This is a genomic window from Aeromonas sp. CA23, assembly GCF_002587065.1.
In the GTDB taxonomy this organism is placed as follows: Bacteria; Pseudomonadota; Gammaproteobacteria; order Enterobacterales; family Aeromonadaceae; genus Aeromonas; species Aeromonas bestiarum.
This window is the reverse complement of the sequence record NZ_CP023818.1, coordinates 1,771,453-1,786,475: the sequence shown is the minus strand read 5'-3', so window position 1 is coordinate 1,786,475 and position 15,023 is coordinate 1,771,453. Positions and strand designations below refer to the sequence as shown.

Annotated in this window: 23 protein-coding genes; 18 read left to right on the top strand and 5 right to left on the bottom strand. The window is 57.8% G+C overall.

Translation table 11 applies throughout. The features are described 5' to 3' along the window. Positions 1–46: 46 nt before the first annotated feature. From CK910_RS08490 to CK910_RS08420, 15 genes are all read left to right on the top strand, one after another. Positions 47–265 (top strand): hypothetical protein, encoded by a 219-nt coding sequence (locus CK910_RS08490; RefSeq protein ID WP_098982231.1) that lies wholly within the window; start codon positions 47–49, stop codon positions 263–265. Positions 266–291: 26 nt separating this feature from the next. Further along, positions 292–801, top strand: a complete 510-nt coding sequence (locus CK910_RS08485; RefSeq protein WP_098982229.1) for a phage regulatory CII family protein — start codon at positions 292–294, stop codon at positions 799–801. Between the two features lie 10 nt (positions 802–811). Beyond that, positions 812–1,267: a hypothetical protein gene (locus tag CK910_RS08480; RefSeq protein ID WP_098982227.1), complete on the top strand. Its 456-nt coding sequence runs from the start codon at positions 812–814 to the stop codon at positions 1,265–1,267. 240 nt (positions 1,268–1,507) lie between these two features. Continuing rightward, the gene (locus CK910_RS24040) at positions 1,508–1,681 is read left to right on the top strand and encodes a hypothetical protein (RefSeq protein ID WP_216640187.1); all 174 of its coding nucleotides are present in this window, start codon (positions 1,508–1,510) and stop codon (positions 1,679–1,681) included. Continuing rightward, positions 1,678–1,869: a hypothetical protein gene (locus CK910_RS08470; RefSeq protein ID WP_059112495.1), complete on the top strand. Its 192-nt coding sequence runs from the start codon at positions 1,678–1,680 to the stop codon at positions 1,867–1,869. The genes CK910_RS24040 and CK910_RS08470 overlap by 4 nt, the downstream gene beginning before the upstream one ends. Beyond that, positions 1,866–2,075: a hypothetical protein gene (locus CK910_RS08465; protein WP_059112496.1), complete on the top strand. Its 210-nt coding sequence runs from the start codon at positions 1,866–1,868 to the stop codon at positions 2,073–2,075. The genes CK910_RS08470 and CK910_RS08465 overlap by 4 nt, the downstream gene beginning before the upstream one ends. Continuing rightward, entirely contained in the window at positions 2,072–2,608 is a 537-nt protein-coding gene (locus CK910_RS08460; protein ID WP_098982224.1) for a hypothetical protein, read from the top strand. The genes CK910_RS08465 and CK910_RS08460 overlap by 4 nt, the downstream gene beginning before the upstream one ends. Further along, on the top strand, positions 2,605–2,901 hold the full coding sequence (locus CK910_RS08455; RefSeq protein ID WP_098982221.1) for a hypothetical protein: 297 nt from the start codon (positions 2,605–2,607) through the stop codon (positions 2,899–2,901). The genes CK910_RS08460 and CK910_RS08455 overlap by 4 nt, the downstream gene beginning before the upstream one ends. Beyond that, a complete protein-coding gene (locus CK910_RS08450; protein WP_098982219.1) occupies positions 2,898–3,155 on the top strand; it encodes a hypothetical protein in 258 nt (85 codons plus the stop codon). Before CK910_RS08455 ends, CK910_RS08450 begins: the two co-directional genes overlap by 4 nt. Next, complete coding sequence (locus CK910_RS08445; protein ID WP_172955273.1) at positions 3,152–5,476, top strand: replication endonuclease; 2,325 nt, start codon at positions 3,152–3,154, stop codon at positions 5,474–5,476. The genes CK910_RS08450 and CK910_RS08445 overlap by 4 nt, the downstream gene beginning before the upstream one ends. 2 nt (positions 5,477–5,478) lie before the next feature. After that, on the top strand, positions 5,479–5,973 hold the full coding sequence (locus tag CK910_RS08440; RefSeq protein WP_098985039.1) for a hypothetical protein: 495 nt from the start codon (positions 5,479–5,481) through the stop codon (positions 5,971–5,973). A gap of 2 nt (positions 5,974–5,975) precedes the next feature. Next, positions 5,976–6,221: a DUF7415 domain-containing protein gene (locus CK910_RS08435; protein ID WP_098982217.1), complete on the top strand. Its 246-nt coding sequence runs from the start codon at positions 5,976–5,978 to the stop codon at positions 6,219–6,221. After that, positions 6,218–6,448, top strand: coding sequence for a hypothetical protein (locus tag CK910_RS08430; RefSeq protein ID WP_098982215.1), 231 nt, complete (start codon positions 6,218–6,220; stop codon positions 6,446–6,448). Before CK910_RS08435 ends, CK910_RS08430 begins: the two co-directional genes overlap by 4 nt. Then, a complete protein-coding gene (locus tag CK910_RS08425) occupies positions 6,433–6,909 on the top strand; it encodes a DUF3850 domain-containing protein (protein ID WP_098982213.1) in 477 nt (158 codons plus the stop codon). The genes CK910_RS08430 and CK910_RS08425 overlap by 16 nt, the downstream gene beginning before the upstream one ends. Then, positions 6,909–7,241 carry a hypothetical protein gene (locus tag CK910_RS08420; RefSeq protein WP_098982211.1) on the top strand — a complete coding sequence of 111 codons (333 nt, stop codon included), beginning with the start codon at positions 6,909–6,911 and terminating at the stop codon, positions 7,239–7,241. The genes CK910_RS08425 and CK910_RS08420 overlap by 1 nt, the downstream gene beginning before the upstream one ends. Before the next feature lie 530 nt (positions 7,242–7,771). Here the strand turns inward: CK910_RS08420 and CK910_RS08415 are convergent. Further along, entirely contained in the window at positions 7,772–8,134 is a 363-nt protein-coding gene (locus tag CK910_RS08415) for a transcriptional regulator (protein WP_010636119.1), read from the bottom strand. Between the two features lie 397 nt (positions 8,135–8,531). On the opposite strand from CK910_RS08415, the gene CK910_RS08410 reads away from it, so the two are divergent. Continuing rightward, a complete protein-coding gene (locus CK910_RS08410) occupies positions 8,532–8,963 on the top strand; it encodes a hypothetical protein (RefSeq protein ID WP_098982209.1) in 432 nt (143 codons plus the stop codon). Positions 8,964–8,997: 34 nt separating this feature from the next. Here CK910_RS08410 and CK910_RS08405 read toward each other — a convergent pair whose 3' ends face one another. The 4 genes from CK910_RS08405 to CK910_RS08390 all read right to left on the bottom strand — a co-directional run bounded on the left by CK910_RS08405 (position 8,998) and on the right by CK910_RS08390 (position 12,915). Beyond that, on the bottom strand, positions 8,998–9,249 hold the full coding sequence (locus CK910_RS08405) for an ogr/Delta-like zinc finger family protein (protein WP_098982207.1): 252 nt from the start codon (positions 9,247–9,249) through the stop codon (positions 8,998–9,000). Between the two features lie 65 nt (positions 9,250–9,314). After that, positions 9,315–10,328 carry a phage portal protein gene (locus tag CK910_RS08400; RefSeq protein ID WP_098982204.1) on the bottom strand — a complete coding sequence of 338 codons (1,014 nt, stop codon included), beginning with the start codon at positions 10,326–10,328 and terminating at the stop codon, positions 9,315–9,317. Next, positions 10,325–11,098 (bottom strand): terminase large subunit domain-containing protein, encoded by a 774-nt coding sequence (locus CK910_RS08395; protein ID WP_098982201.1) that lies wholly within the window; start codon positions 11,096–11,098, stop codon positions 10,325–10,327. Before CK910_RS08395 ends, CK910_RS08400 begins: the two co-directional genes overlap by 4 nt. Then, the gene (locus CK910_RS08390; protein WP_098982198.1) at positions 11,095–12,915 is read right to left on the bottom strand and encodes a terminase large subunit domain-containing protein; all 1,821 of its coding nucleotides are present in this window, start codon (positions 12,913–12,915) and stop codon (positions 11,095–11,097) included. Before CK910_RS08390 ends, CK910_RS08395 begins: the two co-directional genes overlap by 4 nt. A 176-nt stretch (positions 12,916–13,091) precedes the next feature. Here CK910_RS08390 and CK910_RS08385 point away from each other — a divergent pair, with 176 nt between their 5' ends. Further along, the gene (locus CK910_RS08385) at positions 13,092–13,961 is read left to right on the top strand and encodes a GPO family capsid scaffolding protein (RefSeq protein WP_096117862.1); all 870 of its coding nucleotides are present in this window, start codon (positions 13,092–13,094) and stop codon (positions 13,959–13,961) included. A 10-nt stretch (positions 13,962–13,971) separates the two neighbouring features. Further along, a complete protein-coding gene (locus CK910_RS08380; protein ID WP_098982196.1) occupies positions 13,972–15,021 on the top strand; it encodes a phage major capsid protein, P2 family in 1,050 nt (349 codons plus the stop codon). The last annotated feature ends 2 nt before the right edge of the window (positions 15,022–15,023 follow it).

Below are 15,023 nucleotides of genomic sequence, written 5' to 3'. Positions count from 1 at the left end.
CTACCCATATAGCCGCATATTGATACTCAATCAAAGGATTCCAATCATGTCAGAGATTGCACTCAAGATCGACACACCGGTTAAAACCATCGAGCGCTATAGCGCAGATACCGGCATACCTGTTGGCACAGTGAGAAAGATGGTCGCCAGCGGTGAACTGCAGATCATGCCGAAGGCAGGGCCTAAGCACAGGGTTCTGATCAATATGGTCGCGCTCTACCAACAGGCCGCCGCAGCATCATATGCGCCCGCAACCTCCCGGTAACTATGGCACTCAATGGAGCGAGAACCATGTTTATCGGTGGCGACTGCAAACATCCACACTTCGAATCTGCATGCAGCAGATTTACTTCAACCTATGTGATCAGCGCGATCGCCAAGGCTGCTGGCATTGATGCTCAGGTACTGAGAAACAAACTCAACCCTGACCAGCCGCACCAGCTGACCGTAGCCGATCTCATCGCGCTGTATCACGCCACCGAAGGGGACGAAACCCTGTTCGACGGCATGCTGATGGAATGCAAGCTCACCGCCATCGCCATTCCAAACGCTGAACGCGCGCCATCCCTTCCCCATCAAGCGATCGACCTCAATGCCAAGGTGGCCAGCATCGGCCAACGGGCGCTGGAACTGGCCGAGCGGGGGCGTGTATCCCGCACCGAACGCAACACCATCGTCAGTGTGGCCACCTCTGCAATGGGGTCGCTGGCACTGCTCATCCACGACATCGAGGCCCGCTTTCAGGCCGTACCGACCGTCGCCTGCGCATCAGACATCCTGATGCAAACCATGACCATGTAAGGGGGAACCCATGCAAAAACACATCGACTCAGAGCAACGCAATTTGGCTGGCCTGACGCCAGACGAACAGGCCGCGATGAACACCGCAGGATTAATGCTGGTGCGCGAGATGTTCGGCAAAACCCGCAGCCGCCTGGACACCGACTGGCTGGCCATCAGTTCAGCCAAGAAGGCCGCCATCTGCACCATCGCCCGTCAGTCACGCGGCCAGCTGATGACAGCAACCCTTTCCACTCTGCCTCATGCGCAGCGCGAGGCGCTCCGTCTGGCAGTGCAGGAACTGGATTATCAAGGGGAGTTTTTCGGCGGCTGTGACAGCAAAGTGTGGCATCCGGCACCAGTCACCAAACCTATCGGAGATATCGAGAGAGAGAAGAAGGAGAGAGCCGCAAAGCTTCGCATAAAACGGGCCGTTCTGGCCGCCAGCGAAATGAGCAGGCAAGGCCCGCAAGCAATCGGGCAATAAAAAACCCCGCAAAGGTGGTGGAACACCGCGGGGCTTTCATTCGTCAACTAGGAAAATCGACATGCCAACTTTAGCCATTCGTGACCAATTGCGCAACCTGCGCATTCAAAACCGAAAGCTGGCCCACCGCGGCCAGCGTTACAGCAGCAATCATGACCTGATCCATTCTCTGGAGCGTCCAGCCGCCATGGCTTGGCGAGCGGTATGGTCATGCGTCAACTGCCGAGGGGAGATCTGATCATGGCAGCCGTTATCACTCGCCACACTGAACCCACTATCAAGGCCGCCAGTGCCTATCTGGTTAGCCGCGGTTACATCAACTGCGGCACCACCTGGTTGAAAGGCCAACGCGGATACGCCCGCATGGAGCGCCTTACCTCAGGCTCAATCCGGATTGTTGAGGGGGTCGCATGAAAAAGTTGTTCCACCCCATCACCAGGCAGGAAGCCCTGGCCGATTTGGCCGAGCTGCCGCACCGCATCAAGGCCAAGACCTACACCACCAAGCGGGGCCCCGAGGGCCGCAATCTGCGTGAGCAAGCCCGCCAGCAACTGCGCTGGCTCAAGGTGTTCCGCTCAATGAACGGGAGGATTGGCGCATGAGCATCGATGCCATTCATATCGCCAAGCGGGCAGAACGCGCCGTGCTGCCTCTGCTGACCGAACTACTGGCCAGCAACGAGCAGGTCAACCGCATTGCCCTGGGGGAGCTCTACTCGGGAGATCAATACATCCAGGTGCAGCTGGTCGTGACCAGCAAGCAGGAAGACCTGATGGATGACGACTCAGTGATGGGGGACGAGGCATGAGTCAAGACCTGATGTTCCTTCGCTTGTTCAACGAGTTCGCCGCAGCCAACCCACAGGCTGCGGATGAATGGCTGTTCATAGAGGGAAGAAGCGCTTTTACGTGGGATCTCGAAGAAGAGCGGCTGGTATTCCAGCCGCAAGACGATGCCGCTCAGGAGCCGGTTGATGACCTGCCGTTTATGGATGACCCGTTCTTCATTGGCGCTGATATGGCCTCTGGCCCTGATGCAACCGTGATACGCCAACCCATTGCGAAAGCGGTCCACCTCTACCCGAATCGCCTGAGCATGATCCGCATCAGCTTCTTTGTGCTGTGCCAAGGCTGTCTGCGCACCTCGATCTGCTCCAAGGAAAAGCAATACGGGATGGAGTCCTGCCAATGCGGCGGCCAGTGGTGCGGCTGTGCTAACTGTCACGAGACTATCAGCGCGCTGCTGAGCGGCGAGCGTGATCAAAACAAGCTGGGCCTGCAAGTGCCCATCTCAAGCTGGTCACCGGTGGACGGGTGCACGGTAGTAGGGGGTGCAGCATGAGCGACCTGTTTGAACTTGAGCCGCCTATCGATGAGTTGGCTGAAACAGAGTCTGGCCCCGCTCACCTGCGGGCGCCTGAGCCTGTTAGCCAGCTGGCTAAGCACTTTGCTTTTTCTGTGGATGCGATAAAGCGCGCAGACGAATTCAGCCAGGAGGAAACGCTGTTGATGGGAGGAATCCGTACTCTGTATTGGCTGGCACTGGGTCAAGGCGCCACCGCGCTGGCCCGCGATATTGGTGATTGGTGGTTTGAGAACGCGCAAAAGTACGGAATGGGGGAGATCATTGCATGAGCCTTCGACTGATCTCCGACCTGCAAACCCGTGTGGATAGATGGTTCGACACCATGATGGGCGACGAGGCCCGCCTGCGCAGCTACCAGCGCGACCTGCTGGCAATGCGTCGGCTATCCCCCCGCCCACGCTGCACGGTCTCCCTGACCCTGCGCCAATGTGCCGCAGCCAGAAAGATGGCGGGGCATGCCCGTCGCACCCTGGACTACTTCCGGAACAACATCAAAGAGCTGTCGGGTAGCAATCACCAATGACTAACCAACAAAAAACAGGGCCAGCCGCCGAGGCTGGCCAATTTGGTTTTTCCATCAGCCGCCTGCCGACGCCAAAACGGAACCAGCTACCGCTGTCGAAAAAGACCCTCAAGGCCCGCATCGACGCCCTCGCCAACACCATGCCGGGCACCAAGCTCGAAGCCGCCTTTGTGGGCGCCCCTGGTGAATCCGATCTGGTCTGGGCAGTGCAACTGCTCGATGGCCTCTCCATGCAGTTCACCCAGGTGCTGTTCAAGCAGTACGTGCGCCGCCGCAAAGATGGCACCACCCGCAACTGCCGCAGCGCAAACATCTGGCTGCGGGAACGGGTGAAGTGGGTCCGCTCCCTGGTGATGGCCCTGCCGGTCGATGCCCAGCACCTGCGCGACGACGACGGCCGCAAGCGGGTCGCCCACCAGTTCGCCAACCAGACCGCCGCCATCTGGAAGAACATCGAGCAGAACACCCACGCCGGTGAGCTGGATCTGATGGAAACATGGGAGGTAATCAAACAGCCCGCAGACCAGTGGGGATTCGTCGTCAAGATGCCGGACTTCAAAACCAAAGAGGCGCGGGATAACTGGATCCTGAGCGTGATGGTGCGTCTGCTATCTGCCAAGTGGTGGGAGAGGCGCATCAACCGCTGCTGGGACAGGCTACAAGAGCACATCGCTATCCTGCTGGGCAAGGTGCGTAAGGGCGTCTCCGCCTACGTCTCGAACGCCACCATGAAAGTGGTGCGCGAGCGCAAGCGGGCCATGATGCGCTGGCTAGCCGAGTCGGAAGTGATGAACGGCCAACATGACCTGGTGATCTCGATGAAAGATTGCTGGGAGGCCAGCGTCTCCAACCCGGTCAACCGCCGCAATGAGATGATGACTCGCATGCGGGGGTTCGAGGACTATGCCGAGGAGCAGGGCCATGTGGGGGTCTTCTTCACCTGGACAGCCCCGAGCCGCTTCCACGCCTGGAAGACGGGCCGCAACGGCAAGACCATCGAAAACGACAAGTACCAGGGCGCCACCCCGCGTGACACCTGCGCCTATCTGGGCCAGCTGTGGAGCCGGGCCCGTTCATACCTGAAACGCTGGGGCATGCCTATCTATGGCTTCCGGGTTTGCGAACCGCACCACGATGGCACGCCGCACTGGCACATGCTGCTGTTTATGCGAAAACGCGACCGGAATGGGGTGATCGACACTCTGCAGCGTTATGCCCTGACAGATGATCGGCAGGAGCTGGAGCGCAGCAATCAGGGCACCCCCTTTACTGACTTTACCCCGCGCTTCGACTGGAAAGAGATCGACCCGTCCAAGGGGGATGCCACTGGTTACATCGCGGCATACATCGCCAAAAACATCGATGGCGAGCACGTAGATGGCGATGACGAAGCGGACACCCAGGCTGACCAGGGCGCCCAGCACGCCTGCGCCTGGGCCAGTTGGTGGGGGATCCGTACCTTTCAGCAGATCGGCGGCGCCCCTGTAGGCATCTGGCGCGAGCTGCGCCGTATCAGCAACGCCAAGAAGAACGGCGATCTGGTCGGCCCGCCCAAGCCGCTACTGCAAGACCCACGTTTTGAGGCCGCCCGCTATGCCGCCGATAACGGCATATTCCGCTGCTACCTACACGCTATGGGCGGGGCCCTCTCTACCCGTGCCGATCACCCCATCAAGCTGGCCCACCTCATCGAAGAACAAGCCAACAGCTACGGCGAGGACATCAAGCGCCTGATGGGGCTGCACACCGCTCGCCTGGGTATCAAGACCCGCCTGCAAGGGTGGGAAGTGGTACCAGCAGGCACCTATGAGGCCGCCAAGGCCGCCGGGGGTTGGGGTGTGGGTGTTCAGTCGGGCGACAGCCCGGCTCCTTGGAGCTCTGACAATAACTGTACGCAGCCGGATCCTGAGGCGTTCGCGGATCAGTTGATGGCAGAGCAATGGGGTTTGTCACCCTTCTCTATCGGGCGTTTGCGCTCAGGCGCCAGCGTTCGCGCAGACGGTTTCACCCTCTGGCTTGAGAACGGCCAGGTGCAATCGAGCCGAGCGGTACCAAGCGAGCCGGACTGGGTGCCAGATGGCAAGTCGCCAGCCGAGCCGAACCAACCGGATGAGTACGCGGTACCGGAAGGCGATCAGGACTGGCCGATGCTGGTTGAGCTTTGCGGCAAGGTCTACCAGGCACAGGGCCATACCGGTACCCGCAGCTGGATAGAGATGCTGCCGGAGCCCTATCAGTCAGAGATGTGGCGGGTACTGGAGGGGCTGGATGTGCCGGAGTGGATGCAAGAAGAGAACGACTACAGCGAGGAGTGGGCATGAACATGAACAGCAAACAGACCGTCAGCCGGGAAGAGTACCGCAGCCTGGATAATCGGGTGACCTGCATCCTGCAGCAGCGCTGGCCAGCCAAGGAAATCAGCCAGTGGGTGGGGATGCTCAAGGGCAAACAGCAGTCCGTGGCCTGCGCCATCCTGCGCCGCCGGCACCCTCGTCCAACATCGCTGGCCCTGCCGGCCATCGCCGCCGAGGTACCGAACCCGTTTCAGGCCAGAGCCAACCGCGCCACCGTGCCGGTGCTGACCGCAGATGGCCGATCTGTTGGCCGCCGCCATATCGTGGACGGGCTCACCCCTGTGGCCATCGACCAGAGCGGCACAATCCGGTGCGCCGTCACCGGCCACACCCTCTTTATCGCACCGGGCAGCCCAATCGACCGAGCCAACCCCGGCGCCGCCGCCAAGCTCAACCCAACATACCAGCCAACCCTGCACCAGGTAGTGGCTGATCATCGCCAACATGTAGAAGCCGGGGAGTAACCATGAAGCATATCAACTGGAATCAGGTCAGCGAACTGGGCCTTATCGTTCGCATCAACCGCGAGATTTTGCACCCATTGGGTCTGGCCATGACCAGAAATCCGGAGAACGGGGTATCGGAAATGCTGATGGTGAGTCCAGATGGGATCTGGGAGTACGACCAACAGCTGATGACCAATGCACCAATAGTCAGCGAAGAAGAAGCACGGGCAAAAATTGCAGCGTGGACGAAGGAGCAACAGGCATGAGAGACCCCCGCAAAAATCCGGTGCCGGGTGACGTCATCACCCGATTAGGCACTACCAGGGAAGTGAAGGCCACCAAGCTGAACGATCGCGGCACAGTCACCCATGTGGTGTATGGCCATCCAACAGTTGACCTGCCAGAGACCGAGACCACTATCGCCAGCTGGCGGGCATGGGCCAAGCTGGATGCCATGGTAGTAAGGGAGGGCGCGGCATGCACCACGAACTGAAAATTATGACGGCCTACTTCCATCGGGTATTGGATGGCTCAAAGCCGTTCGAAATCCGCTACAACGACCGAAACTTTCAAGAGGGTGACACCGTCACCCTCAACGAGTGGGACGGCGAACATTACACCAGCCGCAGCGCCAAACGCCGGATCACCGTTGTCACCGACTACGCACAGAAGCCAGGATTTGTGGTGTTCGGGATGAAGCCGGTTCATGAGACTGACGAAGACTCTCTCAAGCGACCATACACTGTCTACTTTATGGCTGGATGGCGAGAGACTAAGACTGGGGGACAGGAATTTTCATGGATGACAAAGGCATACCCAGACAGCGTGAGTGCACCAGAGGTTATGGATGACATGAGGGGTAGTTTGATACCTAGCAGATCAGATTATCCAGTTGTCGTGACGGCCTTCAATGAAGTGAAAAGCTATCCTGCCATGCAGGAGGATGCGACCTGATGAAGGATGCAAAGCAACGCAAGCAGGAACAGAGGGCCAGGCGGGCAGCGCTGGGCATAAAGCGGGTCGAGGTGGCGCTCTCAGAACGGGAGCGCCAGCAGCTGGATCACCTTTGCATTGCCAGGGCAGGGAGCGGAGATCCATATAGTGCAGACGAATTCATCAGCACCCTGATCCGGCGGGACTGGGAACGCTGGCTGGAGCAGGAGGCCAATCTGAGCACCTCCATCTGCCAGCACTGTGGCAACAAACTACCGGTGGGCTGTCGCGGAACCTACAGGGGCGAGTCGGCCTGCTGGCTCACATCAGGAGAAAAAGACATCGCGTTATAACGGAACCAAAGGAGCCTCAAAAAATTGAGGCTCTATTTATTTAAAAAAGCACAATTTCAGATAATGCAGAAAAACGTAACCTACGTTATGCGCTTCAAACTGAACTCCAGTTGATGCGTTTCATCCCAAAATGAACTCTGGTTTATATTTAACGCCCCAAACTGCATTGTGTTATCTACAAAACGGGGTTTATTTGGCATTCACTATCTCAAAACTAGATTTAAGTTTGTCCCGCCAGCGAAATATATTTCACCACAATCGTTAGGATGTCCAACGTTGCGTAATGCATTGAGTAAGCTTTATTTTTCTTAAAAATAAGTGCTATGAGCAAACGAGGGAAACTCGATTTAAAAGCCTGATAGAAATATATTGACCAGAAAGTGGCAGCATGGATACCATGCCGCCACGTCAATCCCTCAAGCAAAAAATCCAGCCATGCTGGAGGGGGTTTTATTACCAAATTACTGGCAGCCTATGTGACCGGCTTGCTCAGTGACTTAACCACCAGGCTACCAGGAGCACCGATAACATCAGCGATAACAGGCCATGGCACCGGCCCGAACGGCGAGCAACCAATCAATCTCATCCTCGCTCAGGGCCATCAATTGATCCCGCTGCGGGCTCTGGTGGTGTCCAATCAGCCAGTCACCAGGGGGAAGCAGGTGAGAGACAGGGATCCCGAGATGGATACAGATAGCGGCAGCGTGCTCAAGATCGAAAAAGGCGCGGGTCTGGTCATCCAGCCAGCGGCCAACAGTAGCCGGCGCCACATCAATGATCTTGCCTGTGGCACTGTTCGTGAGGCCATGCCTTTTCAGCACGGCTTTGGTGGTGCTTTTTGCGCGAACCACATAGGCCCGGGCGGACCGGGCAGGATTTGTTTTTCTTTTCATGGGGCGCCTCCGGCAGGTGCCCGTGCTCGGGGTCATGGTGACTGTCAGATCTGACAGGTGTTTATGCATACATATGAAAAATCTAGTCGGCGATCGTCGAGATATGCAATCCGGTTATAGATAAAATCATCAGGTCTAACCAGTAGTAGGAGGCAGTGTGCAGACGGGGATTCAAACAGAGATTTACAGTTCAATCAGGGATATAGCACGGATAACACCTGATTTGGAAATCGAGGATAGAGAAGGAATGTGCCGTGCTATCGCCACACTATGCGAATTGGGAATTCGCTTAGAAGAACAAGAGAAAAAGCCTGTTAACTGAATAGTGACCGGTCACGCGCCAAGGAAGGCGCTGATTTGGTAGCATACCGCTTCAATCCCAAACGAGAACAATGATATGAAGCGAGTTGTCGCGGTCAGTATGATGTTGCTGACCTCATCGGTAATGGCAATCAGTGATACAGAAAAGGCCGCCGTCATTGAACGCTGTAAAGGTCAGATGAACCAATACGGCGCCACTATGGTGAAAGCCTGTGTGGATCAGGATATGGAGGCATATGAACAGCTACAAGCCAACTATCGGCCACATGAAAAGATCGTCAAGTCTTGCATCAAAACAACAAAACAATTTGGCTGGAATATGGTTAAAGCCTGCTCAGACCAAAATATAGAGGCGCGACAAGCCATAGTAAGTAATCCAGAAAAATACCTGAAGCACGAGAAGATACTGAACTCCTGCGCCAATCGGGTGGGTAAGTTCGGTTGGAACATGGTCAAGGCATGCGCCGATCAGGACATCGAGGCAGAAAAAGCCTTGTCACAATACTAACCACCGCTGGCAAACCCCTAAAAACTAAGGGGCGCTATTGCGCCCCCAGTCCTTCCAGTACCAACTGCCGCCCCTCTGGCGTCAGCGACCCCATCAAGCTGAGCACCAGCTGATTTGTCGTCTTGGCTGAGGGGCTCAGGGTATGAGCAAACGACAGACAGGCCACCCAGGAATGGCCACACTCTGCATCAGTACACTGGCAATAGAGATCTGATACATCATCGCTCAGCCGATTGGTCTTGGTAATGCGGCCCCGCTGGCCACACACTTTGCAATAAACCCGCATCACCCCTCCCGACAAGTCTAAGGTTAAACCAATAGATTGCATCTTACCTCAAAAGGACTGTTTTTTTATACAGCAGAACCTATCGTTTCCCGAAAATCGACCCACAAAGCCCGTGGTAAACCAGCCCCATTGATGGAATCCCGCAGCAGCTCACACAGCGGCAGCACCTCATTGCGGGCGTAGGTGGCATCGTACTTCTCGGGATCCCCCAGGCCTCCGCCGCCATTCGTCGGGATGATGCCGGCCAGCGCCGCCGGAAAGCGGTGGCTAGTCAGTACATCCTGTGCGGTGATCCCTTTGATGGCTGCGAACTCGTCCTTGGTCGCAATGTCCCCCACCGGGATCAGCTTGATGCCATCGGGCTTGCCTTCCGGGATATTGACGAACATGGAACGGAAGTTACCTACCCCCTTACTGTTGGCGATCATCTCCTTCATCTCTTTTTCAGTGTCATCGTCCATGTTCGGGTCGGTGGCATAGAAGATGAACCCCATGTGGGCGCCGTTGAGGAAGTATTTGCGGCGGAACAGGGTGGCGTCCTGGTTGAGCAGGGCCGACTGCAAGCCCCCCAGGTAATCAGGCATGCCATAGACCTGCTGCTCAGGGTCGTACTGGGCAAGCCAGATCACATCCTCCGGCCGGTAAATCAGGTTCTGCTTGCCCAGCTGCAGGTAGACAAAGCAGCCATCCTCGCGCCGGCGCAGATAGACGCTCGAGAGCGGGTGCAGCCCGACCACCTGGCCGAAGGCGTTGCGCAGCTTGAGCAGGCCCGCATCCCCGAACTGCAGGTAGTTGTGAGCAAAGGCGGTGACGGTGCTGCGCTGATTGGTAAAACGGCCCGCCACCATATTGCGCCGCGCCATCAGAATGGCCCCGTGGTGGGCATTGGCCCGCGCCACCTTGGCCAACCCCTTGCGGTCGATGGGCGGCTGGTAATACTCGCCATAGGGGTTGTAGAACACCCCGGTGTAATCGGTCATCCATGCAGTGGGGTCGATGGCCTCCGGCATGCTGAACGCTACCGTTCCGGGCTTGGTTGGAGTGGCCACCTCGGCCGGTTGCTGCTGTTGTTTGGTCATGCGAGGGAACTCTCCTGGGAGTCTTTGAATTGGCACATGAAGAGGAAATTGAACGCCTCCTGCGAGTACTCGTCTTTGAGCTCATCAATGTCCATAAGGTTGCAACCGAGTCGAACGGCATCCTCAATGGTGATGACATAGCGCCACTGCCGATCGGGACAAAGCTGGCCGCCATCGCGCAACGATGATTCACCAGGGAAAGTGATCGAATCTCGGCCTGGGGATAGGTTCTTCCAGTGATCCCCGCTCCAGAAGTTACGCGCCATACCGCGGCGCTCAGAGAGCGTTGAACAGTAGGTCTTGCGCCAACGCTTGTGCATAGCCAGAGCGCCGGCCAAGTGCAGCGCTTTTCCGAAATCAGGAATCCAGAAATACTCATCGACGTATACGTGGCCAGATTTTCCAGCAAAGGTCAGGTCATCAAGAGAAAGAAAATGAATCTCCGCGCCGTTCGACAGGACGATGGGGCAGCCGGTAAGGGTGACGCCGAGGAACCTCTTTGCAATCAAGCTGACATAGGTCCGGTAGACATCGGCCATCTCTGGGGTTTCTGCCAAGAAAATCTGATTGTCGCCAGTCAATACGGCATCTTCAAAAGCCTCTCCGGCGAAGTAATAAGACATGCCGACCTGATGAGCCTTCAAAACGTTGCGGATGGGCGCGAGTGCCGGGTCTAGCTTGGCTTCACGGCAGCGCAGCTGGTAGCCAAACAGGGTGCAGATCCATTCGTGAAAGTGTTCCTCGGTCAACTGACTGATATCGTTCTTCATGCTGCCTTCTTAACTTCGCTGGTTGTCCAGGTGGATTTACGTTTGCGGTTGGTATCGAGCGGCTCATTGGCCACGGCGTGGGCGATGGCAAAAAATACGTCTGCGTGTCCGGTCACATTGTCTCGGGCAGCCCTGAACGTCATCTGGCCGCCGCCGGTGGTGCTGCGCTTGATGGCCAGGAACGCCAGCGGGATATCCCGATCCGAGCTGTCCCACTCGATGCGGTTGGCCTCCACCACATCGATCATCTTGAGTACCAGCCGCGACTTGCTCTCGATGCTGTAGTTGATGGGGTGGCACACCCCTTTGAACACGGGTTTTAACAGGTCATAGACCCCGGCGCCGATGCCGGACACATCGACCCCGAGATACGTGACCCGAAACTTCTTGGCGATCCGCTCGATCTCCTGCGCCTGATATTGGAAGTTGAGCCCGCGCCAGTAGTGCTTTTCCAGCACCCGGAACCGCTCGCCAGCAACGGTGGGCGGGGCCACCACCACCAGGGTGGCATTGTCGCGGGTGCGGCTCGGGTCATAGCCCATCCACACTTCGCGCCGGCCAAACGGGTCGGGGCGCCCGGGCTTGTAGTCCTCCCACCGGGTCGGGTCCACCCCTGCCCGCTCCATATCCTGGAACTTGAACACCGACAGCGCATCGTCGATAAAGCGGCACAGATAGAGGCGATCGAACACCTCCTCCGGGTACTCGTCCTTGAGCTCCTCGATGTCGATGAGGTTGCAACCCAGGCGTATGGCATCCTCGATGGTGATGACATAGCGCCACTGACGGTCTTGGCAGACCCGCCCGCCATCGCGCATCTCATCTTCACCAGGGAAGTCGATGGCCACCCGGCTCGGGCGCTGACCCTTCCAGCGGTCCCCGGTCCAGAACCGGTAGGCCTCGTGCACCTTGCTGGATGGGGTCGAGAAGTAGGTTTTGCGCCAGCGGCTCTGGGTGGCCATGGCGCTGGCCACGTCAGACAACTTCTCGAAGTTGGGGATCCAGAAATACTCGTCGATGTAGACGTTGCCCGAGCGAGACTGGGCGCTGTTGGAGTTGGTAGAGCAGAAGTGCAGCTCAGCCCCGTTCGACAAGACGATGGGGTTACCGGTCAGGGTGACGCCGAGGAAGGTCTGGGCAATCTTGCAGATATAGGAGCGAAACACCTCCGCCTGGGCGCGGGTGGCGGACAGGAAGATCTGGTTGCCACCGGTCAGAATGGCATCTTCCAGCGCCTCGCCGGCGAAGTAGTAGGTCATGCCGATCTGGCGCGACTTCAAAATATTGCGGGTGCGCGGCAAGGCCGGGTCGTTCTTGGCCTCCCGGCAGCGCAGCTGATAGCCAAACAGGGTACCCAGCCACTCGGCAAAGTCATCGGCTGTCAGGTGGCCGACCTCGTTCTTGGCCTTCTTACCGCCCTTGCCCTTGCTGCTGCCACTATCCTGGCCACCTCGGCCACGGCGCGGCCGTTCGGCGGCCGGTTCATCGCCACTATCTCGGCGGGTGGCTAGTGCCTGCTGCCGCTCGGCCCACTTGAGGGCCTTCTCTTTCAGGCTGACATGGTGGTCGACCAGCCTGTCGATCTCGTCCATCTCGGCGCTGGTTTTTTTCTCACGTCCCAACAGGGAGTGCAGGCGCCGGGCAATGGCATCCTCTACCGCTTCATCTGTGAGCAGCTCCCGCCAGCCGAGCTTTTCGGCCCAGTAGTAGACAATACGGCAGGAGTTCAGCCCCAGTTCGTCCTTGATCTCCTGGGGGGTCCATCGCTTAAGGTAGAGTCCCCGCGCAGCATTGCGGATCTCTTCGGGATACGCCACGGCGCCTCCATCGATATGAATGATGGCGCCATCATAGCCAGCCCACTATCCCCACTTATCCCACTGATGTTCTGAGCAATTCGGATATACCGCTGGATCCGAATCCCCCAGAACACAACCGGATGAATACCCCTTCCCGACCCGATAGCCTGAGCCCGTATCAATTGGGAGCAGGCATGAACGAATCAACCTTGAGAACTGGCTGGGTCTGTATCGCCACCGAAGGAAAAGCGGTGGACGGGCGGGATATCTCCCGCGAATGGCTCACCGACATGGCCGAGACCTACGACCCGACCTATTACACCGCAGTCATTTGGCCTGATCACGATCGCTGGTCAAGCTATGGCACGGTGCAAGCACTCAAGACCGAAGAGGTAGACGGCAAGTTCAAGCTGTTCGCCATCCTCTGCCCTAATCGGGATCTCATCTACTGGAACCAGAGCGGCCAGTATCAGTTCTGCTCCATCGAGCCATTCGAGCAATTCGCCGATCTGGGTCGCACCTACCTGATTGGGCTGGGCGTTACCGACCAGCCAGCCAGCACCGGCACCACCTACCTCAAGTTCAGCAAGAGCAGCAAGGGGCAGGCTGTCGGCACCAGCGAACCGCTGGATCTCTCCATGCTCAAGCTGCCAAAGCACGAAAAGCCGGATGGCTTTATGGCCAAGCTTTTCGGCCTGATGGCCAGCCATGGCGAACCAGCCAAACAACCCACGCCCAGCCCCACCGAGGATGAGGAAATGAACAAAGAACAGTTCGAACTGCTGAACGGGACTCTGACCAGTCTTAGTGAACAGTTCGCCAGCATCAGCGCCAAGCTGGATGCCAAACCGGACGCCAAGCCTGATCCGGCTCCTGAAGTGAAAACCGAAGGCGACAAGACCAACGGCACTGACGACCAGTTCAACAAGCTGAACGAGACCATCACCGGTCTGGCAGCCACCGTCGGCGAGCTGAAAGGCCAGATCGACAAGTTCTCCGCTGAAGTGGATGGCCAGCGCCCGAGTCCACTGGGCGGTGACGACACCACCTATCAAATTTGCTAAGGAGCATTCAGTGAGCCAAACCCTGACCGTTCAGGCCGAACAGCGCCTGAGCAAGTACTGCGATGCTCTGGCCAAGGCCTACGGCATCGACATTACCAAGCTGCCCAAACAATTCAGTGTCACTGGTCCGGTAGAAACGACCTTGCGCTCTGCTCTGCTCGCCTCCGTCGAGTTCCTGGGCATGATTACCTGTCTGGACGTAGACCAGATTACTGGGCAAGTGGTGCAAGTGGGCGTGGGCCAGCTCTACACCGGCCGCAAGAAAGGCGGTCGCTTCAAGGGTGAAGTGGGTGTAGATGGAAATAACTACGTTCTGAAAGAAACCGACTCCTGCGCCTCCCTGTCATGGGCCACTCTCTGCACCTGGGCGAACGCAGGCAGCGAGGGCGAGTTCATCCGTTTGGTTGGCGAGTTCGTCAACACGGCATTCGCCCTCGATATGATGCGAGTCGGCTGGAACGGCGTAGAAGCCGCAGAAACCACCGATCCGACCGAGAAACCGCTGGGTGAAGACGTCAACAAGGGTTGGCATCAGATTGCCCGCGAGTGGAAAGGGGGCAGCCAGATCATCAAGGCTGAGGCTGGCAAGAAGATCTACTTCGACCCGGACGGCAAGGGCGATTACAAAACCTTGGATGAGATGGCCTCTGACCTCATCAACAGCACCATCGATCCCCTGTTCCGCCAGGACCCTCGCTTGGTTGTGCTGGTCGGTACCGACCTAGTCTCCGCTTCCCAAGCCAAGCTCTACAGCGAAGCCACCAAGCCGAGCGAGCAGATCGCCGCTCAGCAGCTGGAGAAGACCATCGCCGGTCGCAAGTCCTACATCCCGCCCTTCTTCCCGGGCAAGCGGATGGTGGTCACCACCCTGGACAACCTGCACTGCTACACCCAGCGCGGCACCCGCAAGCGCAAGGCCGACGATAACCAGGACAGCAAGAGCTTCGATAACCAGTACTGGCGTATGGAAGGCTACGCCCTGGGCGAACACAAGGCCTATGGCGGCTTTGAAGAGGCCGACATCGTCATCGGTGCCAAGCCAGAAGAAGTCGGCGGTTAATT

Coding starts and splice junctions, on each gene's coding strand:
- CK910_RS08490 (WP_098982231.1), top strand. CDS start 47: ATGTCAGAGATTGCACTCAAGATCGACACACCGGTTAAAACCATCGAG.
- CK910_RS08485 (WP_098982229.1), top strand. CDS start 292: ATGTTTATCGGTGGCGACTGCAAACATCCACACTTCGAATCTGCATGC.
- CK910_RS08480 (WP_098982227.1), top strand. CDS start 812: ATGCAAAAACACATCGACTCAGAGCAACGCAATTTGGCTGGCCTGACG.
- CK910_RS24040 (WP_216640187.1), top strand. CDS start 1,508: ATGGCAGCCGTTATCACTCGCCACACTGAACCCACTATCAAGGCCGCC.
- CK910_RS08470 (WP_059112495.1), top strand. CDS start 1,678: ATGAAAAAGTTGTTCCACCCCATCACCAGGCAGGAAGCCCTGGCCGAT.
- CK910_RS08465 (WP_059112496.1), top strand. CDS start 1,866: ATGAGCATCGATGCCATTCATATCGCCAAGCGGGCAGAACGCGCCGTG.
- CK910_RS08460 (WP_098982224.1), top strand. CDS start 2,072: ATGAGTCAAGACCTGATGTTCCTTCGCTTGTTCAACGAGTTCGCCGCA.
- CK910_RS08455 (WP_098982221.1), top strand. CDS start 2,605: ATGAGCGACCTGTTTGAACTTGAGCCGCCTATCGATGAGTTGGCTGAA.
- CK910_RS08450 (WP_098982219.1), top strand. CDS start 2,898: ATGAGCCTTCGACTGATCTCCGACCTGCAAACCCGTGTGGATAGATGG.
- CK910_RS08445 (WP_172955273.1), top strand. CDS start 3,152: ATGACTAACCAACAAAAAACAGGGCCAGCCGCCGAGGCTGGCCAATTT.
- CK910_RS08440 (WP_098985039.1), top strand. CDS start 5,479: ATGAACAGCAAACAGACCGTCAGCCGGGAAGAGTACCGCAGCCTGGAT.
- CK910_RS08435 (WP_098982217.1), top strand. CDS start 5,976: ATGAAGCATATCAACTGGAATCAGGTCAGCGAACTGGGCCTTATCGTT.
- CK910_RS08430 (WP_098982215.1), top strand. CDS start 6,218: ATGAGAGACCCCCGCAAAAATCCGGTGCCGGGTGACGTCATCACCCGA.
- CK910_RS08425 (WP_098982213.1), top strand. CDS start 6,433: ATGCACCACGAACTGAAAATTATGACGGCCTACTTCCATCGGGTATTG.
- CK910_RS08420 (WP_098982211.1), top strand. CDS start 6,909: ATGAAGGATGCAAAGCAACGCAAGCAGGAACAGAGGGCCAGGCGGGCA.
- CK910_RS08415 (WP_010636119.1), bottom strand. CDS start 8,134: ATGAAAAGAAAAACAAATCCTGCCCGGTCCGCCCGGGCCTATGTGGTT.
- CK910_RS08410 (WP_098982209.1), top strand. CDS start 8,532: ATGAAGCGAGTTGTCGCGGTCAGTATGATGTTGCTGACCTCATCGGTA.
- CK910_RS08405 (WP_098982207.1), bottom strand. CDS start 9,249: ATGCGGGTTTATTGCAAAGTGTGTGGCCAGCGGGGCCGCATTACCAAG.
- CK910_RS08400 (WP_098982204.1), bottom strand. CDS start 10,328: ATGACCAAACAACAGCAGCAACCGGCCGAGGTGGCCACTCCAACCAAG.
- CK910_RS08395 (WP_098982201.1), bottom strand. CDS start 11,098: ATGAAGAACGATATCAGTCAGTTGACCGAGGAACACTTTCACGAATGG.
- CK910_RS08385 (WP_096117862.1), top strand. CDS start 13,092: ATGAACGAATCAACCTTGAGAACTGGCTGGGTCTGTATCGCCACCGAA.